Source organism: Bacillus sp. PK3-067, from assembly GCF_056738645.1.
Map to the genome: position 1 here is coordinate 2070174 of NZ_CP096490.1, position 25211 is coordinate 2095384.

A 25211-nucleotide genomic window follows, 5' to 3' on the forward strand; every position below is an offset into this window, starting at 1 on the left:
TTCAATCCCTTCTTTCAAAAATACTGTTTACAGCTTCCATCCATATTTGTCTATAATCTATATCCACATGTAACATCATAAAATTCCCGACATTATCAAGCACTAATGCTAACATATGAGCTTTTGAAACTAGATTTTTATTTTCAATTAATTGCAGCTCATTTGCTTTTGTAAGGAGTGATTCAAACCCTTGTAAATATTCTGTTTGCACAGTTAGTAATCGATCTTTGTACATATCATTTCTTGAAGATAGTAATACATATTCTTGCAACACACGATTAAAATAAGGATCGTTCTGCTGTTCATCAATTATTTTGAATCCAATTTCAATGCATTTCTCAATAAAATTTTCTTTCGTAAACTCTTCTGTATGGAAGAAGGAAGAAAACTGCATCGCAGCACATAATTCTGTGAAAATACATTCGATTAATGCATCTTTAGATTTAAAGTAATAATAAATGGACGGTTTAGCAATTCCGACTTCTTCAGCAATCATAGAATAGGTCGTTTTAGTAATGCCATGTCCGGCAAACAGTCGATAGCTTGCTTCCATAATTGAAGAGAGTGTTTCTTCACTTTTGCTCATAATAAAGCCTCCTACAAAAAGGTTATATAAATCGTATCATTCATAAATATTTTTTTCAACCTACCGTTAGGTAAAAAATATCCTGTTTTTTACAAAGTAATTTAAAAAGGTTAAGAGTTATGGAAATACTTTAGAAATATATTTCTAAAGTATTGTGTTCACTTTACACATAAATATTGAGAAAATTTCACTTACCCTAAATGGAAAGGTAATAGAAGTGTTCATAGAGAATTACTCGTAGATTCAATTTTTATCCATCCGTTTTGCGGGGAATGATTGCCTAGTGGTAATGGGATAAGGTTGAGCTACTTTATTAGGGGGAGTGGTTCTATGTTTAATAAAAAAATGGTGGCAATGGCAATGACCGTGCCGTTAGTAATGGGGACGATTTCTACGGTTTCGGCATTGGAAAAACAACAGCAAGTAAAGTTAGAAGCTTATTCGCCACAGAAAAAAGCAACTGAATATTTAAAAGAAAATGCTGCGCAGTATGGATTGAAAACAGATCTTTCAGACTTGCAATATATTTCTACAACAGAAACATCAGTAGCTTCATATGTTAGGTTCCAACAAGTTGTTAATGGTGCACCTGTATTTTCAAAACAAATAACAGTTACGCTTAACGGAGAGGGAAAGGGAGTACTCGCTGTTTCTGATTATCAGCCTGTTACAGGTGTGAAGGAAGTAACGACAAAAATTAGTGAAAAAGATGCAATACAAAAATCAATGGCGTATGTTGGAGAAGCAAGTGAGCAAAATTTATGGGCTCCTACAGATAAAGAGTTCGGATATATTGTTGAAGAAGGAATTGCTCGTCCAGTATATAAAGTTGTAGTCCATTCTAATAATCCATTTGGTGCATGGGAAACATTTATTGATGCAGAAAATGGAAAGTTAATTAAAAAGGTTGATATAAACCGAAAAGCTGAAGGGTCAGGAAAAGTATTTTTACCTAACCCAGTCGTATCTAGCGGTAGTAAAGTAGGCTTAAAAGATAATAACGATGCAGATTCAACAGCTCTAACGAACCAACTGAAAACTGTTACGTTAAAAGGTTTAGATGGAACAGGATTTTTAATTGGAGAATATGTAACGATTTCTTCAAAAGCGAAAACAAAATCTACGAATTTACAATTTAACTATACACGCGCAAATGATAGCTTTGAAGATGTTATGTCGTACTATCATATCGACACATTGCAACGTTACATTCAAAGTCTAGGTTTTAAAAATATTAATAACCGTTCGATAAAAGTGAATGTTAATGGTACAACTGATGATAACTCATTCTATTCTCCATCAACAAAAGCTTTGACTTTCGGTACTGGCGGTGTTGATGATGCAGAAGATGCTGGTATTATCGCACATGAATATGGGCATTCGATTCAAGATAACCAAGTTCCTGGCTTTGGTAGTTCAGCAGAAGGTGGAGCGATGGGAGAAGGATTTGGGGACTTCTTAGGTGCTACATATGAAGATGCAGTATCGACTACTGGATATGGTAAAGCATGTGTTGGAGAATGGGATGCGACAGCTTATTCTAGTTCAGATCCAACATGCTTACGCCGATTAGATAATAATAAAGTATATCCGAAAGATATAACGAATGAAGTGCATGATGATGGTGAAATTTGGGCTCAAGGCCAATACGAAATGGCACAAGCTTTTGGCCGTGATGTAGCAACAAAAATCATTTTACAATCACACTGGTCATTAACACCAAACTCTAAATTCAGTGATGGAGCGAAAGCGATTAAGCAAGCGGATGCTCTTTTATATGGCGGACAACATGCTGCTGATATTGATCGCATTTGGGCAGCGAGAGGCATTAGTACGAATTAATATAAAAAGTCGTGGCGTTTATAAGCCACGACTTTTTAATTTGCTTACGAACTGGTACTAGTAAATAAAGCTATATCAATGATAGTGTGAATATATCCGTATCCCATTTATTTTTTAGCTTCTTTAAAAACAAAATGCTCTTTAAATTTTCTAGACTCAACTTTTTGACCATTTCTCATGGAGCGGAAAGGGTGTTCTTGCCATGTAATAATTACATCAACCTCATCCGCTTTTGTAGCAACAGGTAAATTAGCGTGTTCAAATCCAGTTTTTCCACTTGCCAAACGACTTTCCTTTAGGGAAAAGAGTTCATATTTCGTTTTCTTATTTGGTTCGTTGTGGAATACTTCGACGTTTACATTATATACTTCATTATTCCCGACATTCTTTACTGAAAAATGATATGTTTGAAATTCATCTTTTTTAGCTTGAAGCATATTCTTGTTTGTTTTTTTCGGTTTATCAATATTCACTTGCCATCGATCAGAGTTTTGAGAGATTGGTAAAGATTTTGGTGAATAGGCATACGTTTCGTTTACTACAATTAAGCAAAACAAAAGGAGAAAGAAACTAATTGCTTTTTGCATAAACACACCTCGCTTTAAAATTTTTATTAATATGCGTAAATGAATTAGTTTTTATGTAAAAATTGGAAAATATTAAAGGTGTAATTTTGGATGTAATACATAAGAATATGTATTACAAAATTAACTTTTCACACTTTAGAAGAATCTAGGAGTTAGAAAATCAGAATGTTTTAAAAAAGGCTTGCATTTTATAAAGTAAGGAGTTAGAATACTCTGTAAATATAAAAAGTGATGATCAGGAAAAGTACATGGTGCAAAGATCTACAGAGAGCAGCCGGTTGCTGGGAAGGTTGCGATACCGCATGATGGAAAGACACCTGTGAGTGTTGCTTTGAACGTGATTATTAGTAAAAGCAAACGGTACCTACCGTTATCAGGGCTAAGATGGTCAGTATGACAATTTGGGTGGTACCGCGGAAAAAAATCCGTCCCTATTTATAGGGGCGGATTTTTGTATTCTTTGAAAGGGGGTGAGTGACCGTGGATGATGACGATGACAACAATAACGTAAATAAATATAAAATTACTGGAGGGAAAAATAATGGATTCAATAATGAAGCGTTCACTCACAAAAGAATGTACAAAGCAAAGTGGAAAGGTTGTATTACTTCAAGGATGGGTAAAAAAAATTCGGCACCTTGGAAATGTTAGTTTTTTATTATTACGGGACAGAACAGGAGTAATTCAATGTGTATTAGAAAATGAATTGGCCGGATATAAAGTTGATGTAGAAAGTGTTGTCCATGTAATCGGTGAGATAGTCGAGACATCGAAAACAGAATTGGGTGTTGAAGTACTTGCTCATGAAGTGAAAGTAATAAACGGTGCAGAGCCACTTCCATTTGAAATAAATAAAAAGAAGTTACAAGTTGGCTTAGATCAACTACTTAATGAGCGAGTAATATCATTAAGGCATGAGCGAACCGCAGCGATTTTTAAAGTGAAATCTACACTCGTTCAGAGCTTTAGTGAATTTCTTATAGAGAACGATTTCACACGGATCTTTACGCCGAAAATTGTTTCGCAAGGGGCAGAAGGAGGAGCAAATGTTTTTAAGCTTCCATACTTCCAAAAAGAAGCTTATTTAGCACAATCACCACAGTTTTATAAGCAAATGATGGTGGCAGGTGGGTTAGAACGAGTTTTTGAAATTGCACCTGTATATAGAGCGGAACATCATAATTCTTCCCGTCATTTGAATGAATATATATCGTTAGACGTAGAACTTGGTTTTATTCATGATTTTTATGAAGTGATGCAACTAGAAACGGATGTTTTACGATATATGTTTCAACAAGTAGCGAAAAAATGTGAAATAGAACTACAACTATTACAAATAGAAGTACCTGTTATTACTGAAATACCTAAAATTACATTGTTAGAAGCACAAGAAATTTTGAAAAGTAAGTATCGTAAAGAATCTCCTGTAGGGGATTTAGATACAGAAGGTGAAAAGTTACTAGGGAAATATGTAAAGGAAACATATAATAGTGAATTTGTTTTCATTACACATTATCCGAAAGAAGCGAGACCGATGTATACGATGCAAAATAAAGAGAATCCAGCTATTACTGATTCATTCGACTTATTATATAAAGGGCTAGAAATAACGTCAGGGGCACAGCGAATTCATAATTATGAATTGTTACTCGCTTCGTTTAAAGAAAAAGGATTACATCCAGAGAAATTTCAATCTTATTTAAATACATTCCGATATGGTTGTCCACCACATGGAGGTTTCGGAATTGGGTTAGAAAGGATTGTATATAAACTATTAGAATTAACAAATGTACGAGAGGCTAGTGCTTTTCCGAGAGATTGTACTCGTCTTATACCATAAAAAGAATCTTTGCGATTATCGCGAAGATTTTTTTTTAGTTCGTTTGAAAAGATGAAAATATAGACCCTTTCTTTTGCTAATAAGCTTAGTAAAAGTGAGTTATCAATATGAACCATTTCGACAAAAAATCAATATACCCCTTGACAGTTACAAATATAACCGATATACTTCATATTAATTTCAAAAGAAAATATATTCTAAATATTACAATGTGTTGAATAGGAGTAGTAAGGTCATGTATTTGTACAGAGAGCTATGGGTTGGTGTGACATAGTCAAATGACATCCTGAACTCGCCTAGGAGCAGTAAGGTGGAACGGAATTACATTCTTAGTAAATCTTAACGGTTAACCTTCGATATTAGGTTTGTAATCAAACGATTACTACTAAGGTGGATTCATAATGGAATCAATAAGGGTGGTACCGCGTTAAGTAAATGGCTTAGCGTCTCTTTATATAGAGATGCTAGGCCATTTTTTTATTATATGGAAGAAGAAATGGAGGGTTTATTTGAATAGGTTTATAAAATTTATTTATTTATATAAAAAGATTTAATTAGGAGGAAAATGAGATGAAACAGACGGAGCAATGGACTTCGAAATTAGGTTTTATAATGGCGGCAGCCGGATCAGCAATTGGACTTGGTGCGATATGGAAGTTCCCTTATATCGCTGGGAAGAGTGGGGGAGGAGCGTTCTTTTTAATATTTATATTATTTACTGTTTTAATTGGACTACCGCTACTTATAGCTGAATTTATGATTGGACGCAGTACGCAGAAACAAGCAGTTGGAGCATTTAAAAGCATCGCACCAAATACAGGATGGCATTGGATTGGACGCCTTGGTGTTGGAACGTGTTTTATACTACTTTCATTTTATAGTGTTGTAGGTGGATGGGTATTAATTTATTTATTCAGAGGAATAACTGGACAACTGATTACGCCAGGACAAAATTACGGCACATTATTTACTGAAACAATTGGGAATCCTGCTTGGGCTATTATGGGACATTTCGCTTTTATGTTCATTACGATATGGGTTGTATCAAAGGGTGTACAAAACGGAATTGAAAAAGCAAGTAAATATATGTTGCCAGCATTGTTCGTTTTATTTGTCGCTCTTATTATTCGTTCGTTAACACTTGATGATGCAATGAAAGGTGTGAAGTTTTTCTTACAACCAGATTTCTCAAAGATTACTTCGGAAAGTATTTTGTTCGCAATGGGGCAATCATTCTTTGCAATTAGTATCGGGATTTCAATTATGGTTACGTATAGTTCCTATTTAAATAAAAAAGAAAGTTTACCAAAATCAGCAATAACAATTGTTGGATTAAATTTATTTGTTTCATTATTTGCAGGTCTTGCTATTTTTCCAGCCGTATTTTCATTAGGAATGGAGCCAACAGAAGGACCTGGATTACTATTTATCGTATTACCATCTGTATTTAGTCAAATCCCATTCGGTGGATTTTTCTTAACAGTATTTCTTGCACTATTTACATTTGCGACATTAACATCAGCATTTTCTCTACTAGAAACTGTTGTTTCAGCATTAGCAAATGGTGAACAAGAAAAGAGAACGAAATTATCATGGCTGATCGGTTTCGGCATTTTTTTAGTAGGTATACCATCAGCGTTATCATTTGGAGTATGGAGTGATATTACGATTTTCGGAAAGAATATTTTTGATGCAGTAGACTTCTTATCTAGTAATATATTAATGCCACTTGGAGCACTATTTATTAGTATTTTCGTTTCATTCAAAATGGAGAAGAAGGTACTAGAAGCAGAGTTTTTTGTAGGTGGAAATTATGGAAAGAAAGTATTTACTTGTTGGGCATTTTTACTTCGATTTGTAGCACCACTTGCAATAATTATCGTCTTCTTAAATGTAATAGGAATTATTTAATATTAAATGTTATAATATTCAGTAAAAAAAGGGGTGGTGATCATAAAGGAAAATTTGATAGAAGCAGGGAAATACATGAATATTAGAGGGAAAAAGCTATACGTTGAAACACATGGAAATCCTAAAAATAAGCCAGTCTTATACTTGCATGGTGGACCAGGAGAAAGTTGTTATGATTTTTCATTTCATCAAGCGGAACGTTTAAAAGATTCTCTATATGTAATTATGATAGATCAAAGAGGTGTTTGTCGCTCAGAAGAAATTACTGAAGACGAAGCTTTTGGATTAAATGATTTGATTGAAGACTGTGAGGAATTAAAAAAAGTATTACAAATTGAGAAGTGGTCTATAATTGGACACTCTTTCGGTGGATATGTAGCATTGCTTTATGCGTCGATATATCCAAGTTCAATAGAGAAAATAATATTTGAAGGACCAACTTTTAATTTTGCATTAACAAGTAGGGCTTTGTTACAAAAAACAGGGCATTTATTAAAAAAGTATGGAAAAGAAGAAATAGCAAAAGAATGCTTTGCTTATTCATCTAGCGATGCTAGTTCAGAAGAGTTGTTAGAAGCTTATATAAGATTAAGCGCTGAATTAGAAGAAAAAAGAATGGAGATTTACAATAATAAGGAAGATAGGACAGATGAGAGGTTATACAGTGATGAAGAGTGGGAAATATTTTCAAATCGCTCCAAAATTCACTTTGATAGATTAAAATTAGAGGGAGCATGTCATACATCATTATTATCAAAAATAAAAGATGTACAAAATCTAATGTTATTAATAGTAGGAAAACATGATGTAGTAACGTGTGAAGAACAAATTAAAACATTTAATAAAGATGCCCGAAACGGCAAGTATATCGTATTTGAAGAGAGCGGTCATTCACCTCATTATGAGGAAGCAGATAGATTTGCAGAAACAGTCATACATTTTTTGAAATGAAGAAAAGGGTGCTTCTATAAATGAGAGGCACCCTTTCTAAATTTCTGGATATGTGATTGTGATGCTAGGCCACTTACTTTGCCAATTCTTTTTTATAACTCTGTTTTTGTACATATGTAATCGTTCTTTCGATTTAAGAAAATGAGCTGTTGGTTTCACTTGTAAGGAAAGGACATCTTCAATACCACATGGGGCTGTTAAGATAACGTTGTTTAGTTCATCAAGTGTAACTCCTAAAGCCGTTGCTGTTTCAGGGAATTTAGATATAGCATTAACAGAAGAAGAATATGGTGGCATATTATTCACTACATGCATACGAGCTTGATTTTTTACAGACCAAGGGATAGTAGCATCAATATTCATTAATTTCGTTTCTAATGATTGTTCGTATATCTCATCTTGATGTAGACTATCATAATAAATCACATCAACATCAGGCATAGCCGTTTTAGCTTCATAGTCATGTAAAGTATCCCAAATTTTAGAACGAACAAATCCGGCACAAATCCACCAATCAGGTAGCTCTAGTGATTTTGCCATTTGTAATACATTCATCATCCATTCGTCGTTTTCTATTAAGCGAATGATATCTTGTTCTGTTTGTATAGTCATTTGTTATCTCACCTGCTTTTTTTTAGAGAGTAAATTTAATTCATAAGCTTTATAATCCATGTAATCCAGTAAGCACCTGGTATGAATAACAGTTGAGCAAGTAATGTACCAAAAAGTCTAGAAATCATTAGCCAAGCATACATTTTACTCATTGCTTCAGCACCTTCTTCTGATTGAAGAGCTCGCTCTGTTAAAAGAGCAATACGTGGATCTAGTAGCACTGTTAATAAAATAGTAGCAAAACCATTAATAAGACCAGAAGCTGTAGTGGCTTTTGTTGCGAAAGCTGGAATTAAAAAAGAAGCATATAGTGCGGAAAGAACTCCCGCTGTATAAATTGCAGTAGCGAACATGTTAATAAGCATTATACGCTTTGGAATACCGCCGATACGCAGTCTATGAATCATTTCTAACTTTGGAAAGCGGACATATTTTTTTGTGTACTTTAATTTTTGAATGTTATTCGTTTTCATCATTCGAATGAAAGAACCGTCTGTTTCAAAGTTTTGAATGACATATCCAAATAGTTTTGTCAAAGTTGGATACAGTATAATCGCAAGCAATGTACCGATAGAAGCAGATAATAGTACAAGACGTATAATATGCTCTAAATCAATAGAAGGATCTAGTTTTGCTTCGTCCACAATCCCGCCAAGTAAAAAGGCTTGTAGTAAGTTTGACGTTCTTGAAATGAGTAATACGATTCCTACGACGGATAATGCGACAGCAATCTTCTTTAAACGAACCCCCGCTAATCGAATACTATAAGAGCTTGTTTCAACTGCGTGGATTACAATTGTGAAAGCCATTATAAAAATTAACGTAATTGACATTTGTTTCACCAGTTTCTATTAAAATAATTGTAACTTTTTTACTTTATCATATCTATCGTATTTTGTAACTGAAAGTATGTGACATATGGAAATTGATTTTTCGAAAAAATAGATAATGATAGTATAATAGGGAGAAGTGGAAGAGATGTTAGCAGTTATTTATACAGCAAATTAAGTGGAGGAATGAAACATGTATAAAACATTTCTATTTGATTTAGATGGAACTTTAACGGATCCGAAAGAAGGAATTGTAAATTCGGTTTTGTATGCGTTAAAAAAAGTAGGAATTGAAGAAGTACATATAAGTGAGTTAGATTCATTTATAGGTCCTCCTATTCAGCAATCATTCGTAGAGAGATATAATATGAGTGAAGGAGAGGTTGAACGTGCAGTTTTTTACTTCCGTGAGTATTTAAAGCAGCGTGGATTGTTTGAAAATAATGTATACGAGGGGATTCTGAAGCTCTTGCAACAATTAAAAAGTTCAGGGAATCGCATATTTGTAGCAACTTCAAAGCCCACTGTATTTGCGAAACAAGTTATAGAGCATTTTCAATTAACGAATTATTTCGAAGACATCATTGGAAGTAATTTAGATGGTACGAGAATAAAAAAAGAAGAAATAATTGCTCATATTTTACAAAAAAATGAAGAACTAAATAAAGAAGAAATGATAATGATTGGTGATAGAAAGCACGATATAATAGGTGCAAATCAGAATGGAATTGCTTCAATTGGTGTTTTATATGGCTATGGCTGTAAAAAAGAACTGACTGAAGTTAGTGCGACCTACATAGTGAAAGATGTTGAAGAACTGTATCATTTTTGTGTAGAGAAAAATTTAATACAGCAGTAAATATAGATTCTAGCAATCCCTTTATAACGTATGACGATGAATTCGTTTCTGTTTAAAGGGATTTTTCATATGTAATCGAATAATTATAATTAGACATTTTTAGCATAAAAATTTGTATGAATAAGAGGAGGGATGTCAGAATTAAAAGGTTAGTAGAAATTTATCAATAAAATTTAGAATATTCTGTTTAATGGAGGGGTAAAATTGGAGTTAGTTATTATATTATTAGCACTAAGTTTACTTATGTTCGTAGCATACAGAGGTTTTTCTGTTATTTTATTCGCACCGATATTTGCATTATTTGCAGTATTTTTGACAGAACCTAGTTATGTATTACCTTTCTTTTCTAATATCTTTATGGAGAAAATGGTTGGATTTATAAAATTATATTTTCCTGTGTTTTTATTAGGAGCAATATTTGGAAAAGTAGTGGAAATGTCAGGAATTGCAGATTCTATCGCAAAAACAATTATTGAGTTAGTTGGTGAAAAACGTACTATATTAGCGATTGTATTAATGGGGGCTATTTTAACGTATAGTGGTGTTAGTGTGTATGTAGTAGTGTTTGCTGTTTATCCGTTCGCAGCTAAGTTGTTTCGACAAGCTAATATTCCAAAGCGTTTAATCCCTGGAACGATTGTTCTTGGAGCAGTAACGTTTACAATGGATGCGTTACCTGGATCACCACAAATTCAAAATGTAATACCTACAACATTTTTTAAAACGGATATTTATGCTGCACCGATACTTGGGATTGTAGGAGCAATTTTTGTTCTTACAGTAGGTTTACTATATTTAGAGAGTAGACGTAAGAAGGCAAAAGCGGCAGGTGAAGGATACTTTGGTTTTAATGATGGAAATACTGAAATGGCAGCATCTTTGCAAGTAGAACAAAAAAATATGCCATTAATTAATAACATTGAAATCACAAGAGCACAACAACTTATTGCATTTATACCACTTATTTTAGTAGGTGTAATGAATAAAGTGTTTACTATTATGATACCGAAGTGGTATCCAAGCGGTTTTGATTTTTCTGCAATTGGTATGAAAGCATTTGGAAAAGTAGAATTAAGTGCAGTAGTAGGAATTTGGTCTGTAGAATTGGCACTTATTATAGGGATCTTAACAACGTTATTATTATATTGGAAGCGAGTAGTAACAGGTTTCCAAGCTGGATTGAATACAAGTATTGGTGGAGCGCTACTTGCAACGATGAATACAGGAGCTGAGTTTGGATTTGGTGGTGTCATTGCAGCACTTCCAGGTTTCGCAATTATGAGAGATGGCATCTCTGCTACTTTCACAAATCCGTTAGTGAATGGTGCAGTAACGACGAATATTTTAGCTGGAATTACAGGCTCGGCATCAGGAGGAATGGGAATAGTATTAAGTGCAATGGGAGATAAATTTATTGCAGCGGCCAATCAATTTGATATTCCATTAGAAGTTATGCACCGTATCGTATCAATGGCATCAGGAGGAATGGATACACTACCACATAACGGGGCTATTATTACTATTCTTACAGTAACAGGATTAACACATAAACAGTCATATAAAGATATATTTGCTATTACAATTTTGAAAACGGTTGCTGTATTTTTAGTTATCGCATTCTATACTTTAACAGGACTCTATTAAAAAATTTGAATCGTAAAGATTCATCAAATCGATAATTTATGTTATAAAATATTAATTAGGATAAGAAGGGGTGGGGGACTTGCAAGAGGTTTCTGAGTTTCGTATGCCAAAGTCGGTATTATATGGAAGGAATTCGCTTGAAAAACTGGGAGAACAATCAAAAAAGTTAGGGAAAAGAGCTTTTATAGTTACTGATACAATTATGGAGAAATTAGGATATGTTGAAAAGTGTATGCAACAACTAAATAAGAAAGGTATTACTGTTAGTACATATAATAAAGTGGATGCTGAGCCTACAAATATACACGTATTAGAAGCGTTATCTCTTTGTAAAGAGGAAAAGTGCGATTTTATTATCGGTATTGGTGGTGGAAGTTGTATTGATGCTGCGAAAGCGGTAGCGGTTTTATATACAAATGGTGGAGAAGTTGAGGATTATGTCCAAAAGGATATTAAAATAGAAAACAATCCACTACCACTTATTGCAATTCCAACAACTTCTGGTACTGGATCGGAAGTTACAAGTGTAGCAGTAATTACGAATAAAAAAACAGATGTAAAAATGATGATGAAGCATCCTAGTTTTATACCGAAAGTAGCAATTATAGATCCAGTTTTGACAAGTTCGTTACCCCCACAAATTACGGCAGCAACAGGAATAGATGCGTTATGTCATGCGATTGAAGCTTATATTTCTAAATTTTCACAACCACTTACAGATGTACTTGCTCTTTCAGCTATTGAAAGTATTATGAAATATTTACGTATAGCATATGAAGATGGACGTAATATGGAGGCAAGAGAAGCGATGATGATTGCTTCTTTACAAGCTGGAATTGCATTTTCTAATGCATCAGTTACATTAGTTCATGGAATGTCAAGGCCAGTGGGAGCATTATTTCATGTACCGCATGGAATATCAAATGCCATACTATTACCTACAGTGTTAGAGTTTACAAAAACAAGTGCAATGAAAAGGTTAGCAAAAATTGGACGTAGTTTAAATAAGGATTTGTATTCGAATTCTGATGAGGAAGTAGCAGACTACACACTTGGTGAAATAAAAAAACTTTGCTTTGATCTTCGTATTCCAAATTTAAAAGAATACGGAATCGATGAAATTGAATTTGAAAATGCTATTTCTAAAATGGCATCAGATGCAATTGAAAGTGGTAGCCCAGCTAATAACCCACGTGTTCCATCATATGATGAAATCAAAGAGCTGTATCGAGAGTGTTTTAATTATAAGTATAAAGAATTTATAAAAACATCAGATTGTTAATTTCAGAATATTCTATAAAAATTTCCTTGGAAATGAAAGTAGAATTATTCTTTATTATTTCCATATTTCCGTTAAAACAAGACTTTATATTCCAAACTTAAAGTCTTGTTTTATTATGTATAATATACACAATAAAACGTTGTTATTAGTTTTATAAAAATAGTTTAGGTAGGTGTTTATATGAAAACGATAGGTCTTATAGGTGGCATGAGTTGGGAATCAACTTCTGAATATTATCGAATTATTAATGAAGAAATAAAAGAGAGATTAGGAGGGCTACATTCAGCAAAATGTTTGATTAATAGTGTGGATTTTGAAGAGATTGAACGATGTCAATCTAGCGGAGATTGGGATGGTGCTGGAGAAATTCTAGGGAATGCGGCATATTCATTACAAAAGGGAGGAGCAGACTTTATAATCATTTGTACAAATACAATGCATAAGGTAGTTGAAAAAATAAAGGAAAAAATTGATATTCCAGTCTTACATATTGCTGATGCAACTGCAAAAGAAATTAAAAGAAAAGACATTCAAAAGGTTGGTCTGCTTGGAACTAAATATACAATGGAGCAAGATTTCTATAAGTCACGTATTGAAGAGCATGATATAAAAGTAATAGTACCATCAGGAACAAATAGAGAAAAAGTAAACGAAGTAATATATACAGAATTATGTTTAGGAAAAATAGTAGTTCAATCTAGAGAGTATTATAAAAGGGTTATAGAAGAATTAGTACAAGAAGGAGCACAAGGAATTATATTAGGTTGTACGGAAATAGGTTTATTAATAAAGCAAGAAAACGTATCAGTCCCGATATTTGATACGACCCATATACATGCAATTGAAGCGGTCAAGGTAGCTTTAGATAAATAGATTATAATTATATTATGTAAACTTAATTCGTATATCTGGAAAACATTCAGAAAATACTTTATAATGTAAGTGGTTACATTTGAGGGGGAATGCGTATGTTTTCAGTTCAACCAATCGCATTTGTACATAATGAAAGAAAGGAAATAAAAGATGATGAGTGGGGAGAAGTAAGATCCCGTATAACTTTAACTGAAATGTATGCAGAAAAAAGTATACAAGGGATTGAAGATTTTTCTCATATTGAAGTTGTTTTTTATTTTCATAAAGTAACTGACGAGCAAATTCAGTATTTTGCTAGACATCCTAGAAATAATAAGGATTATCCTGAAGTAGGTATTTTTGCACAGCGCGGGAAAAATCGTCCGAATCGCATAGGTGTAACAATTGTAAAGGTGATCAAAAGAGAAGGTAAATCAATTATTGTTGAGGGATTAGATGCTATTGATGGCACTCCTATATTGGATATAAAACCAATAATGAAAGAGTTTATGCCGACAGAAGAAATACACCAGCCTAAATGGGCAACGGATATAATGAGACAGTATTGGAAGGGGAATGGAGTAAAATGAGAATATATGAGGCAACAATTGCAGATTTAGATGGACTGGCATCAGTTTTTAATAACTATCGCATGTTTTATAGACAAGATTCTGATTTAGAAGGTGCAAAAGTATTTTTACGAAATCGAATTGAGAAAAAAGAGTCCGTTATTTTCGTAGCAGTTGAAGACGGCGAATATATTGGGTTCACACAACTATATCCATCATTTTCTTCCATTTCAATGAAAGAATTATGGATTTTAAATGATTTATTTGTACAAGCGGCGAAGCGTGGAGCCGGAACAGGTAAAAAATTATTAGAAGCTGCTAAAGAATACGCATTAGAGAATGGAGCAAAAGGTGTAAAATTGCAAACAGAGATTGATAATTTATCAGCACAACGATTATACGCTGAAAATGGCTATTTGAGAGATAATCGTTATTTCCATTACGAATTAACGTTTTAAAAAATTAAGTTGAAAGAGGCATTTTCAAGAAAAAGAATTTCTTTGTAATGAGAAATTCTTTTTTATTTTTGCCTAAATTAAAAAACATGACAAAAATAAAACGATATTTATTTATTGTTAAACAATAAATGTTGTGATAAAATTATGTTGCCATTAAATAAGTGAGGTATTGTAAATGAATCTTAAACGAAGTTCAACAATGTTCTTAAAAGTAATTATTTTTCTTGCTGGAATTTCAGTGCTTGCTTTATGCATATTTTTAGTGCCGGAAATGGCGGATTTCACAGCGAATTTGTATCCTAACATTACTCCGATAAAATATCTTGTTTTCATTGTAATGTATGGAGCCGCTGTGCCTTTTTACGTTGCTCTTTATCAGGCTTTCAATCTTTTACAGTACATTGATGAGAACACAGCGTTCTCGGAATTATCAGTAAAGGCGTTAAAGAATATAAAGCGCTGTGCAATTACAATCAGTGGTTTGTATGTATTAAGTTTGCCACTTTTTTATTTTATAGCGAAAAAAATGGACCCTCCTATTGGGTTAGTGGGACTCATTATCGTTTTTGCTTCGCTCGTTATCTCCGTTTTTGCTGCTATCCTCCAACGACTTATACAAGAGGCAATTCACATAAAATCAGAAAATGATTTGACGGTTTGAGGTGGCGGATATGACAATCATTATTAATATTGACGTCATGTTAGCAAAACGAAAAATGAGTGTAACGGAGCTTTCAGAGAAGGTTGGAATTACGATGGCGAATCTTTCTATTTTGAAAAATGCGAAAGCAAAAGCGGTTCGTTTTTCAACATTAGAAGCGATATGTAAAGCTTTGGAGTGTCAGCCAGGGGATATTTTGGAGTATAAAAACGATGAGAATACTCAATAAAAACAGATAACAAATGTAAATAATAGAAGTCAATAAAGAAGGGATAGCCACTAAGCTATTTCTTCTTTACGTTAATTGCTGTTACTAATAAAAAATATAATTTGAATTGCAATGTTTGCGTATCAAAAGGGAACTTGCTACCTTTTGAGGTGATCCGTTTTGTGGAATACAATTATTTGCCAAAAAGGCTATTTTAACTATGTTTTAAATTATTTCGGGTGAATCAAGATTTTCATTTGTATTATAGTTGATTTAAAACCCAGTTTGTTGCATCTTCAAAGTTATCTGCAATGTAGTTTGGTTCAATATGTGCCCATTTGTCTCGGTACGTATGCAAAGCATCATACCCAGCGCCTGTTCGGACTAGAATCGTAGTCGCATTTACTTTTGCTCCTGCAACAATATCAGTCCAACGATCACCAACTACAGCACATTGTGTTAAATTAAGTCCATGTTTTTTTGCTGCTTTAAGCAGCATGCCTGTACTTGGTTTACGGCATTCACAACCATCACCGTGTTTATGAGGACATACATAAATATCATCAAAACCGAAGCCTTCTAATTCTTGTACAAAATCGGCTACAGTTGCTATTCCATCTGCGATACCGGGTTGATTTGTGAAAGAGAAAATTTTTATATTTTTAGCTTTTAGTTTTTGCAAGGATGTTTTTGTGAATGGAAATAATGTAAAAGATCCTGGATAATGTATTGTAGTGTCACCACCAATTGTACCGTCACGATCAATGAAAATTGCTTTAATGTTTGTCATAGTTATAGTCCCTTCACTTTATAAAGTAGTTTAAAAATATTTTACAAATCGGTAGCCATTTACTTCATAACCTAATTTTTTGTAAAAAGGATGAGCTTCTACTCTTTTTGTTCCACTAACTAGCCATGTGCCAATGCAATTATGTTTCTTTGCTAATTGCTCGGCATAATCCATCAAAACTTGTCCAATGCCTTTCCGTCGTATGTTAGAATCAACGCTAATAATTGAAATCTCTCCATAACGTGTTACATCTTCTAAATTTTCACGTATACGAAATCCAAGTAATCCAAATATAGCTTCTTCTTCCTCGTAAACATATAAAAAATCAAACGGACTCATTTGTACGAATTGTAGGCGGTTGTTCATATCTTCATAGGAAATAGAGGAACCTTTTAATTCTTTCGTTAAAGAACAAAGTGCGTCTATATCATCTATCGTTGCTTCACGAATTTGAAAAGACATATTATCAACTCCAATAAAATGTAATCAAACATTTAATATTCTGTTAAAAAATGTTTTTTCCTGCTATGAAAATAAATATTTTATAATGATATATAGATAGTTATATGTTATTCTTTTCCTTGATTGTATTGGAAATGGAAAGAAGGGGAATGCATGTTAAAAGTAAATATCCGCTCAGCTGGATATGAAATAGGCGAAAAAACAATTCATGATATAGTTTTTTCTATCGAAAAAGGTGAACTAGTTGCTCTTATTGGAGCAAATGGTGCTGGGAAAAGTACGACGATTAAAACGATACTCGGATTACTTGTAAATATGGACGGTGAAATATCATTCGGTGAAAAGAAAAATCCGTATGCATACGTACCAGAACATCCAACATACTATGATTACTTGACGCTCTGGGAACATATTGAATTATTAATGGCAGCTCGTGGAAGTGAAATGGGAAGTTGGGAAGAACGAGCGGAACAATTATTACATACTTTTCGAATGAATAAGCATAAACATGAGTATTTATCAAAGTTTTCAAAAGGCATGAAACAAAAGTCTATGCTAATATTGGCGTTTTTAACTGAGCCAGATTTTTATATCATTGACGAACCTTTTATCGGTTTAGATCCAGTAGCTACGAAAGAGTTTTTAAATTATTTATATAAAGAAAAAGAGCGCGGGGCAGGAATTTTACTTTGTACGCACGTATTAGATACTGCTGAAAAAATTTGTGAAAGATTTTTACTCATTTCACAAGGTACATTAGTCGCAGATGGACATTTAGAATCTATTCAAATATTAGCGGAAATGCCGGGTAGTTCATTATTAGACTGCTTTGATGTAATTGTAAGGCGTGAACAACATGATTAAACAACAATTTTATAAGAGATTACGCCATGAACTTGAGCGGAAATGGAAGTCTATACGTTCGGTAACAGATTGGACAGTCGCATTATATATTATTCCAGCACTTATATTTATGGGAATCTATTATCGATCGCTATGGATAAATGAATTATCAACGGAAGAGACGATTTATTTCGGATTAGGATTACTCGCATTTTATCTAGTAACATATCCAAGAGGAGTTCGTTCATTTTTTGAGCAAGCGGATAGTTTATTTTTAATTTCGTATGCAACACATATGCGAAAATTAGTCCAGTATGGCATGATGTACACATTTGTTCGAATAGCGATAACGAATATAATAGTAGTCGTTATTATGTTACCAGTGTTGATGAAAAGTATCGAAGTAACAGAGATACAAGTCCTATTATTTTGGGTATTCTTTACTATATTTCGATTTATGTTGTCGTTGTTAACGAGATTTGTTCATGTACATGTGGGGAAACGATGGGTTTTATGGATTGTAAAAAATGTAGTATTTTCTATGAGCGTGTCCTTTTTTGGAATTAGTTTATTTTTTATTTATAAAAATCCGTTGTATTCAATTCTATTTATCGGTCTAGTAATTTTCTTAAGTAGTGTATTAGTAAAAGAGAAAATGAATTATAAAAAGTTCTTTTTTAAAGAAATCGAGAAAGAAAAGGAGGAAAGCATGCGCTGGACGAGCGGAATTATGCAAGTTGGTGGTCATGCGGCTAAACCGAGTAGTTCGAATAAAAAACCGTGGATGTTTCCGCGCTCTAAAAGACTTTTAGGGAAAAAAGCTGATTCTCGTATTGTCGAATCTTTTTTGAAAGAATTTTTCCGTACAAGTACTGCACGAATATTTTATATTCAAATTGTATGTATCAGTACTGCAAGTATAATTATGACTCCAAGGTGGATTGCAGCTATTGTTCTCGTATTTGCTGTAGTTGCAATTTCTCGCTATGCACGTGATTATTGGAATGAATTTACGAATAAGATGTTTCTTCGTTTATATTGTGATGAAGGGAAATTACTATTGTTAAGATGGAAGGCAGATCGTTATTTACTACTACCAGCAATACTTTTATATGGAATAGTTATACTTTCACAGTTTTATTTATTGCCAGCTGTGGTAGGCAGCGTTGTTTTTATTTTATTAATTGTATGGATTGTATTTGTACCATTAAAAAAGAGCCAGTGACGGCTCTTTTTCTAGTCTGTAACACATTGATAAATAAAATATACTAAAACGAGTATACTTGCGGCGGAATACATGACATCTAAAGTCATCTGATCGCCTCCTTATTGTTGTTGTATTTTTATTGTATGAAATCTTACAATTTCATATTCAAGTGAAAAATATGTGAACGTTAACAAAATTGTAAAGTGCAAAAATTACAATCATTTTGTATAATAGAAGAAACCACCGTTATATAAAAAATAATGAGTGAAAGGGGAGGGAACATAAATGCCAAATTGGTTTAGAAAAACCTTAGTCGCATTAATTACCGTGTTTACATTTGGTTTAGTGACGCCTCCTTCCATATTACTTGATAATGCCAAAGCTGCGGACAAGCCTACGAGCACAGCTGGGCAACAAAGTTTGGAGAGCACGTCCTATACATATGAAGAAACGAATGACAGGTTAACCACCGATACTTTTATTACTTATGCAATGCAAGAAGCAGAGAAGCAGTCGATGCAAAAGTTTGGTACTAAAATTGGTCCAGTAATTGAAGATGAGTTTAAAGATGTAATATTACCGAAAATTGAAGAGGCAATTGCTGAGCTTGCTAGTGATGTACCAGAAGATTCACTACAATCATTAGCGATTTCTCAAAAACCAGCTGGTGGAAATAATGAGAAGATTTTTCACGTCTACGATACGAAATCTGGAAATGATTTATTGCGTTTCCATGTAAGAAGAGATCATCCACCGCAAGATGGTTATTATTTTAATTTCCATTACCACCGTTTTGATGATGGATACTCTGGACATCATGAGTTAGGAAATATTTATTGGAATACGAATGTACCACCGAAATGGTTGTCTTAAAAAGAACAAGAGAAAATCTTGTTCTTTTTTATTTTTATAGAAGGGACAGACAACTATGTTGTTGAATAACATAGGTTTAGAAAAAAGAAGCAAAGGGAGTATGGGAATGCAAAAATATATTGTTTTTGACTTTGATGGCACATTAGTAGATTCACAAAATATATTTGTACCGATTTATAATCAACTTGCTGAAAAACATGGGTATAAAGCAGTAAAGGAAGACGAAATTGAACATTTACGTAAATTAACGATGCCAGAGAGATGTAAACAACTTAATGTACCACTGTATAAACTACCGATATTAGCGTTGGAATTTTATAAATTATATCAGCCTGCTATAAAAAATCTCGTTTTGTTCCATGGGATGAAAGAAGTATTAGATGAACTACATAAAAAAGGCTACGGAATTGCAGTCATATCATCGAACTCAGAAGAGCATATTCGGGCGTTTTTACACAAGAATGGTATCGAAAATATTCAAGAAGTGTATTGTTCTAAAAATTTGTTTGGTAAAGATAAAATGATAAAAAGATTTTTGAAATCAAAAAAAATAACAGAGAAAGATATGTTATATGTCGGTGATGAACAGCGAGACGTAGCAGCGTGTAAAAAGGCTGGAGTGAACGTAATTTGGGTATCTTGGGGATATGATGTTATTGAAACAGTGAAAAAAGATGCACCAGATTACATGGTTCATAAGCCGATGGAAATTGTGCAAGTAGTACAAGGAGCGTATTCTTAATATGAATACACTGCGAGCAGGCATTCATCATATTGAATTTTGGGTAGCAAATTTAGAGGAATCCATTTCTTTTTATAATAAGTTGTTTTCCATAATTGGGTGGAGAAAGTTAAATGAAATAGCATATAGCACAGGAGAAAGTGAAATATACTTTAAAGAAGTAGATGAGGAAATTGTAAGGACGTTAGGGCCTAGACATATTTGTTATCAAGCTATTCATAGAGAAGTAGTTGAGGAAGTAGCAGATTTTCTTTCTAGTACGAAAGTGAAGGTAATACGTGGTCCAATTGAAATGAATCATTATTCGGAAGGTTACTATACGATTGATTTTTACGATCCGAATGGATTTATTGTAGAAGTTGCCTATACACCAAATGCAGAAATGTAAGGGGAATAGATATGAAGATAATTACAGCATGGCAAAACAATATACAAATAGTAAAAAATGCAGTGGATATTAAAGAAATTTCTAAAGGTTTTTCACCTGATAAGAAATATATAATTACGAGTGCGAATAATGATAAATATTTATTGCGGACAGGCGATATAAAAGAGTATGAAAGAAAGAAAATAGAGTTTCAAATTTTAAATGAAATGCAAAATCGTAGTGTGCAAGCACAAAAACCAATTGAAATAGGTTTGTTGGCAGAAGAAGGTTTATGCTATGGCATCTTTTCGTATTTAGAAGGGGAAGATGCGAAGAAGTTATTGCCTACGTATTCACCAAAAGAACAATATGATATTGGTATAGAGGCAGGGAAAGATTTAGCAAAAATGCATACATATGAAGCTCCTAATAATATACTTCCATGGTATGAAAGAGCAATGAAAAAACATAGTAAATATTTAGAGGCATATAAAACATGTGGAATAAACATAAAAAATGATGATAAAATCATAAAGTTTATTGAAGAAAATGAAATATATTTAAAGAACCGCCCAAATCGATTTCAACACGATGATTTTCACTTAGAAAATATAATTGTACGGGATGGAAAATATGTAGGTGTTGTTGATTTTAATGGCTACGATTGGGGCGATCCACTTCATGATTTTGTGAAAATTGCACTGTTTGCAAGGGACATTAGTATTCCGTATTCAATCGGACAAATAGAAGGATACTTTAATAGAAAAATACCAGAGGAATTCTGGAAATTATACACGGTGTACGTTGGTATGACAGTTTTCTCCTCAGTTGTCTGGACATTACGAGCAGCGCCGCATATGTTAGATGATATGTTAGAGCGCCTTACTATAGTTTTAGAGGATCATAATAACTTTGAGTTATCGAAGCCAATTTGGTTTCAATCAGATAAGATTGATATGAAATAGAAAAGGTAGGTGTGATTCGCACCTACCTTTATTTTTTACCATCAAAATACTTATTTAATTTTCTTAAATGTAAGCGGCTGAGTACTTAATGTAGCTGGTACATGTAACTGAAGGGATGGGAATTCACCACTTACATTCATTTCATAAGCGAATAATAAGCTCATTTTCATTTGGAATAAGTCAACTTTTGCAGAGAAGATGTCGTAATGATGATGCCCTAATTGAATATCCATTTCCATAAATTGTACATATAACGAATCATCTCGTTTGTATACTTGTAATGTTCCGTATGCAGGATGTTCAAAAGTACCAGTATAATCCTCTAACTTGTGCGAAGGTGTAGTCCCTTTAATTTGTTCAGGGAGGGATTCAGTTGCTTCTTTCATCATTTCCTTCATTTTTTTAGTATCTTCTACAGCACGTTTATGCCAATCAATGGATTCTAATTCAAGTAGTTCGTCATAAATTTGATTAGCGAGATAAGTAGGAAGTAATGTTCCTCCAGCATTCGTTAAAATGACAAGGCCTATGTTTTCTGTTGGTATGAATGAAACAAGCGCTGAAAATCCATCGATATTACCGCCATGATGAATCACTTTTTTACCACGATAAGCGCTAATAAACCAACCAAGACCGTAACTATTTAATGGAGATTCAGGGAGTGATAAAACCGGTTGGTCTGGAATTGAATTGTGTGGTGTATACATTTGTTGTAATAATTCAGAGGAGATTAATTCATGATCTCCAAATTTTCCTTCATTTAAGTGGAGAAGTACCCAATTTGCCATATCTTCAATTGTGGAATTAATACACCCAGCAGCGCCAACTGTATCGATGTTACGGAATGGAACTGCTTTTATTTCACCGTCATTTTCAATGTAAGGTAAAGCGTAATCATCTGTAGTTTGTGAATCGTTAACAGAGAAGTTTGTATGTCTCATATTTAAAGGTTCTAAAATATGTTCTGTAGTGTATTGCTCCCACGTTTGATTTGTAATGTTTTCAACAATGTAGCTAATTGTTGCATACATTAAATTGTTATATAGAAATGCAGTTCGGAACGGTGCATCAAGTGGTAAATGTTTTATTTTTTCAACGAGATCTTTTCGAGATAAGGAAGAACTGTACCAAAGAGCCTCATGACGACTCACTCCAGTTCGATGAGAAGCTAAATCCCGTCCTGTAACTTGTGAGCTAGCAAGTAGTTCAGATAAAGTAAAGTTAGGTATATAAGACTGGATAGGGGTATCCCAATTAAACTTTTTTTGCTGTGCTAACAAGCTTAATGAAAGTGTGCCAAATGCTTTCGTTGAGGAACCGATTGCGAATCGAGTATTCGGTGTAACAGCCTCTTTTGTTTCTATATTACGATAGCCGAAACCTTCTGAAATAATAACTTCACCGTCTTTTATAACAGCGACAGCAGCACCAGGAACATTTAAATCCTTCATCATTTTTTCAGCCGTTGTTTGTAAAGAAGTCATAACAGGCGTTTCAATTTTAGACATACTTCTAACCTCCAAATATAAATTTTGTTCTACCGCACTATACTTTCGGTAATAGAAAATGAAAACCTTTTTATATTTGGAAAGTTAATAATTTTGTAAGAATTAGCGCAAGAAATTTTATTAATTAGGATTATTAAATTTATCATTTTTCATGTTATGATAAATTGCATATACGATTGAAAGAAGGTTTTCCTACATATGAAACATGCTGAAAATGAATACTTAAATTTATGCCGCCATGTAATGGAACATGGTACGAAGAAAGAAGACCGTACAGGGACAGGCACTGTATCTGTATTTGGATATCAAATGCGTTTTGATCTAAGTAAAGGTTTTCCTTTATTAACAACAAAGAGAGTACCGTTTCGCCTTGTAGCAAGTGAACTGCTTTGGTTTATGAAAGGTGATACAAATATTCGCTATTTATTGCAGCATAATAATAACATTTGGAATGAATGGGCTTTTAAGAGCTGGGTAGAAAGTGATGAGTATACTGGTCCTGACATGACTGATTTTGGTCTTCGCTCACAACAAGATGAAGAATTTAAAGTACAGTACGACGAGCAAATGGAATTGTTTAAAAAGAACGTTTTAGAAGATGATGAGTTCTCAAATAAATATGGTTATTTAGGAGACGTTTACGGTAAACAGTGGCGTGCTTGGAAAACGACAGCTGGTGAGACACTTGATCAATTAAAAGATGTAATTGAAATGATTAAAAAAACACCAGACTCACGTCGTTTAATCGTTTCTGCCTGGAATCCAGAAGATGTACCAAGTATGGCCTTACCGCCTTGTCATACGCTATTCCAGTTTTATGTAGCAGATGGAAAGCTTTCTTGTCAGTTATATCAAAGAAGTGGTGACATATTCCTTGGGATTCCATTTAACATTGCAAGTTACTCACTACTAACACATTTAATTGCACATGAATGCGGACTTGAAGTGGGAGAATTTGTTCATACAATTGGTGATGCACACATTTATACAAATCATTTTGAACAAGTAGAAAAGCAATTGGCACGTGAACCACGTCCATTCCCGAAACTTACATTAAATCCAGATGTGAAATCTGTTTTCGATTTTGAAATGGAAGATTTAACGATTGAAGGATACGATCCGCATCCAGCAATTAAAGCACCGGTTGCAGTATAATTGTAGAGGAGATGAAAAAATGATTGTTTCATTTATGGTCGCTATGGACGAAAATAGAGTAATTGGTAAAGATAATAATTTACCTTGGCGTTTACCGAGTGAATTACAATACGTGAAGAAAACAACGATGGGTCACCCGCTTATTATGGGAAGAAAGAACTATGAAGCGATTGGTAGACCACTGCCTGGAAGACGTAATATTATTGTAACTCGTAATGAAGGGTATCATGTTGAAGGTTGTGAAGTTGTTCATTCTGTAGAAGAAGTGTTTGAACTATGTAAAAATGAAGAAGAGATTTTTATTTTTGGTGGAGCGCAAATTTACGACCTCTTTTTACCTTATGTAGACAAGTTATATATAACAAAAATCCATCATGCATTTGAAGGAGATACATTCTTCCCAGAAATAGATATGACAAATTGGAAAGAGATTTTTGTAGAAAAAGGTTTAACGGATGAAAAAAACCCATATACGTATTATTACCATGTATATGAGAAACAACAATAATAAAAAAAGATTGATGTGAGAATTCGCATCAATCTTTTTATTTATATTCACCAATATAAGTTTATAGATGAGATTCGATAGTGCTATAATGATAGGTAG

Annotated in this window: 27 protein-coding genes and 2 other annotated features; of the genes, 20 read left to right on the forward strand and 7 right to left on the reverse strand. The window is 33.5% G+C overall.

Going from position 1 to position 25211, the window contains the following annotated elements; translation table 11 throughout:
• Window position 1 precedes the first annotated feature (1 nt).
• Window positions 2–586, reverse strand: a complete 585-nt coding sequence (locus tag M1D73_RS10795; protein WP_000045218.1) for a TetR/AcrR family transcriptional regulator — start codon at window positions 584–586, stop codon at window positions 2–4.
• A gap of 330 nt (window positions 587–916) precedes the next feature.
• Between M1D73_RS10795 and M1D73_RS10800 the strand changes: the two genes are divergently transcribed.
• The gene (locus M1D73_RS10800; protein WP_000482273.1) at window positions 917–2428 is read left to right on the forward strand and encodes a M36 family metallopeptidase; all 1512 of its coding nucleotides are present in this window, start codon (window positions 917–919) and stop codon (window positions 2426–2428) included.
• Between the two features lie 107 nt (window positions 2429–2535).
• On the opposite strand, the gene M1D73_RS10805 is transcribed toward M1D73_RS10800, so the two are convergent.
• A complete protein-coding gene (locus tag M1D73_RS10805) occupies window positions 2536–3015 on the reverse strand; it encodes a hypothetical protein (protein ID WP_121868331.1) in 480 nt (159 codons plus the stop codon).
• A 222-nt stretch (window positions 3016–3237) separates the two neighbouring features.
• Window positions 3238–3451 (forward strand) — a binding site (T-box leader).
• Between the two features lie 105 nt (window positions 3452–3556).
• Here M1D73_RS10805 and aspS point away from each other — a divergent pair.
• From aspS to M1D73_RS10820, 3 genes are all read left to right on the forward strand, one after another.
• Entirely contained in the window at window positions 3557–4855 is a 1299-nt protein-coding gene (gene aspS, locus M1D73_RS10810) for an aspartate--tRNA(Asn) ligase (RefSeq protein WP_000377346.1), read from the forward strand.
• 205 nt (window positions 4856–5060) lie between these two features.
• Window positions 5061–5309 (forward strand) — a binding site (T-box leader).
• A gap of 116 nt (window positions 5310–5425) precedes the next feature.
• Entirely contained in the window at window positions 5426–6766 is a 1341-nt protein-coding gene (locus M1D73_RS10815) for a sodium-dependent transporter (RefSeq protein ID WP_000814537.1), read from the forward strand.
• A gap of 75 nt (window positions 6767–6841) precedes the next feature.
• On the forward strand, window positions 6842–7717 hold the full coding sequence (locus M1D73_RS10820; RefSeq protein WP_121868330.1) for an alpha/beta fold hydrolase: 876 nt from the start codon (window positions 6842–6844) through the stop codon (window positions 7715–7717).
• Between the two features lie 36 nt (window positions 7718–7753).
• On the opposite strand, the gene M1D73_RS10825 is transcribed toward M1D73_RS10820, so the two are convergent.
• Both M1D73_RS10825 and M1D73_RS10830 read right to left on the reverse strand, forming a co-directional pair.
• Window positions 7754–8329, reverse strand: a complete 576-nt coding sequence (locus tag M1D73_RS10825; protein WP_000155287.1) for a nucleotidyltransferase family protein — start codon at window positions 8327–8329, stop codon at window positions 7754–7756.
• Between the two features lie 35 nt (window positions 8330–8364).
• Window positions 8365–9162: a lipid II flippase Amj family protein gene (locus M1D73_RS10830; RefSeq protein ID WP_000028911.1), complete on the reverse strand. Its 798-nt coding sequence runs from the start codon at window positions 9160–9162 to the stop codon at window positions 8365–8367.
• Between the two features lie 190 nt (window positions 9163–9352).
• Here M1D73_RS10830 and M1D73_RS10835 point away from each other — a divergent pair, with 190 nt between their 5' ends.
• The 8 genes from M1D73_RS10835 (at window position 9353) to M1D73_RS10870 (ending at window position 15713) form a co-directional block, all read left to right on the forward strand.
• Window positions 9353–10018: an HAD family hydrolase gene (locus tag M1D73_RS10835; protein WP_000278486.1), complete on the forward strand. Its 666-nt coding sequence runs from the start codon at window positions 9353–9355 to the stop codon at window positions 10016–10018.
• 204 nt (window positions 10019–10222) lie between these two features.
• Window positions 10223–11662, forward strand: coding sequence for a GntP family permease (locus M1D73_RS10840; RefSeq protein ID WP_000424332.1), 1440 nt, complete (start codon window positions 10223–10225; stop codon window positions 11660–11662).
• 79 nt (window positions 11663–11741) lie between these two features.
• A complete protein-coding gene (locus M1D73_RS10845) occupies window positions 11742–12944 on the forward strand; it encodes an iron-containing alcohol dehydrogenase (protein WP_001158674.1) in 1203 nt (400 codons plus the stop codon).
• Window positions 12945–13124: 180 nt separating this feature from the next.
• Window positions 13125–13817, forward strand: coding sequence for an aspartate/glutamate racemase family protein (locus M1D73_RS10850; RefSeq protein ID WP_000848563.1), 693 nt, complete (start codon window positions 13125–13127; stop codon window positions 13815–13817).
• A 95-nt stretch (window positions 13818–13912) separates the two neighbouring features.
• Complete coding sequence (locus M1D73_RS10855; RefSeq protein ID WP_000493257.1) at window positions 13913–14386, forward strand: SAM-dependent methyltransferase; 474 nt, start codon at window positions 13913–13915, stop codon at window positions 14384–14386.
• The gene (locus M1D73_RS10860) at window positions 14383–14823 is read left to right on the forward strand and encodes a GNAT family N-acetyltransferase (protein ID WP_001223866.1); all 441 of its coding nucleotides are present in this window, start codon (window positions 14383–14385) and stop codon (window positions 14821–14823) included. The genes M1D73_RS10855 and M1D73_RS10860 overlap by 4 nt, the downstream gene beginning before the upstream one ends.
• Before the next feature lie 175 nt (window positions 14824–14998).
• Window positions 14999–15484 (forward strand): DUF2975 domain-containing protein, encoded by a 486-nt coding sequence (locus M1D73_RS10865; RefSeq protein WP_001050144.1) that lies wholly within the window; start codon window positions 14999–15001, stop codon window positions 15482–15484.
• Window positions 15485–15494: 10 nt separating this feature from the next.
• On the forward strand, window positions 15495–15713 hold the full coding sequence (locus tag M1D73_RS10870; protein WP_000152532.1) for a helix-turn-helix domain-containing protein: 219 nt from the start codon (window positions 15495–15497) through the stop codon (window positions 15711–15713).
• A gap of 241 nt (window positions 15714–15954) precedes the next feature.
• On the opposite strand, the gene M1D73_RS10875 is transcribed toward M1D73_RS10870, so the two are convergent.
• Window positions 15955–16482, reverse strand: coding sequence for an HAD-IIIA family hydrolase (locus tag M1D73_RS10875; RefSeq protein WP_000181785.1), 528 nt, complete (start codon window positions 16480–16482; stop codon window positions 15955–15957).
• 30 nt (window positions 16483–16512) lie between these two features.
• Window positions 16513–16944, reverse strand: a complete 432-nt coding sequence (locus tag M1D73_RS10880; RefSeq protein ID WP_000009777.1) for a GNAT family N-acetyltransferase — start codon at window positions 16942–16944, stop codon at window positions 16513–16515.
• A 153-nt stretch (window positions 16945–17097) separates the two neighbouring features.
• On the opposite strand from M1D73_RS10880, the gene M1D73_RS10885 reads away from it, so the two are divergent.
• The 6 genes from M1D73_RS10885 to M1D73_RS10910 all read left to right on the forward strand — a co-directional run bounded on the left by M1D73_RS10885 (window position 17098) and on the right by M1D73_RS10910 (window position 21941).
• A complete protein-coding gene (locus tag M1D73_RS10885) occupies window positions 17098–17808 on the forward strand; it encodes an ABC transporter ATP-binding protein (protein ID WP_000921912.1) in 711 nt (236 codons plus the stop codon).
• Window positions 17801–19012 carry an ABC transporter permease gene (locus M1D73_RS10890; RefSeq protein ID WP_000595449.1) on the forward strand — a complete coding sequence of 404 codons (1212 nt, stop codon included), beginning with the start codon at window positions 17801–17803 and terminating at the stop codon, window positions 19010–19012. The genes M1D73_RS10885 and M1D73_RS10890 overlap by 8 nt, the downstream gene beginning before the upstream one ends.
• A 267-nt stretch (window positions 19013–19279) precedes the next feature.
• On the forward strand, window positions 19280–19867 hold the full coding sequence (locus tag M1D73_RS10895) for a YpjP family protein (RefSeq protein ID WP_001134421.1): 588 nt from the start codon (window positions 19280–19282) through the stop codon (window positions 19865–19867).
• A gap of 106 nt (window positions 19868–19973) precedes the next feature.
• Window positions 19974–20609 (forward strand): HAD family hydrolase, encoded by a 636-nt coding sequence (locus tag M1D73_RS10900; RefSeq protein ID WP_025687389.1) that lies wholly within the window; start codon window positions 19974–19976, stop codon window positions 20607–20609.
• Between the two features lies 1 nt (window position 20610).
• Window positions 20611–20997 (forward strand): VOC family protein, encoded by a 387-nt coding sequence (locus tag M1D73_RS10905; protein ID WP_001094664.1) that lies wholly within the window; start codon window positions 20611–20613, stop codon window positions 20995–20997.
• An 11-nt stretch (window positions 20998–21008) separates the two neighbouring features.
• Window positions 21009–21941, forward strand: coding sequence for an aminoglycoside phosphotransferase family protein (locus tag M1D73_RS10910; RefSeq protein WP_000692086.1), 933 nt, complete (start codon window positions 21009–21011; stop codon window positions 21939–21941).
• Window positions 21942–21991: 50 nt separating this feature from the next.
• Here the strand turns inward: M1D73_RS10910 and M1D73_RS10915 are convergent, their stop codons facing one another.
• Complete coding sequence (locus M1D73_RS10915) at window positions 21992–23449, reverse strand: serine hydrolase (RefSeq protein ID WP_000034322.1); 1458 nt, start codon at window positions 23447–23449, stop codon at window positions 21992–21994.
• Between the two features lie 198 nt (window positions 23450–23647).
• Between M1D73_RS10915 and M1D73_RS10920 the strand changes: the two genes are divergently transcribed.
• On the forward strand, window positions 23648–24604 hold the full coding sequence (locus M1D73_RS10920; RefSeq protein ID WP_000679609.1) for a thymidylate synthase: 957 nt from the start codon (window positions 23648–23650) through the stop codon (window positions 24602–24604).
• Window positions 24605–24623: 19 nt separating this feature from the next.
• Complete coding sequence (locus M1D73_RS10925; RefSeq protein ID WP_000637205.1) at window positions 24624–25112, forward strand: dihydrofolate reductase; 489 nt, start codon at window positions 24624–24626, stop codon at window positions 25110–25112.
• Window positions 25113–25211 lie beyond the last annotated feature (99 nt).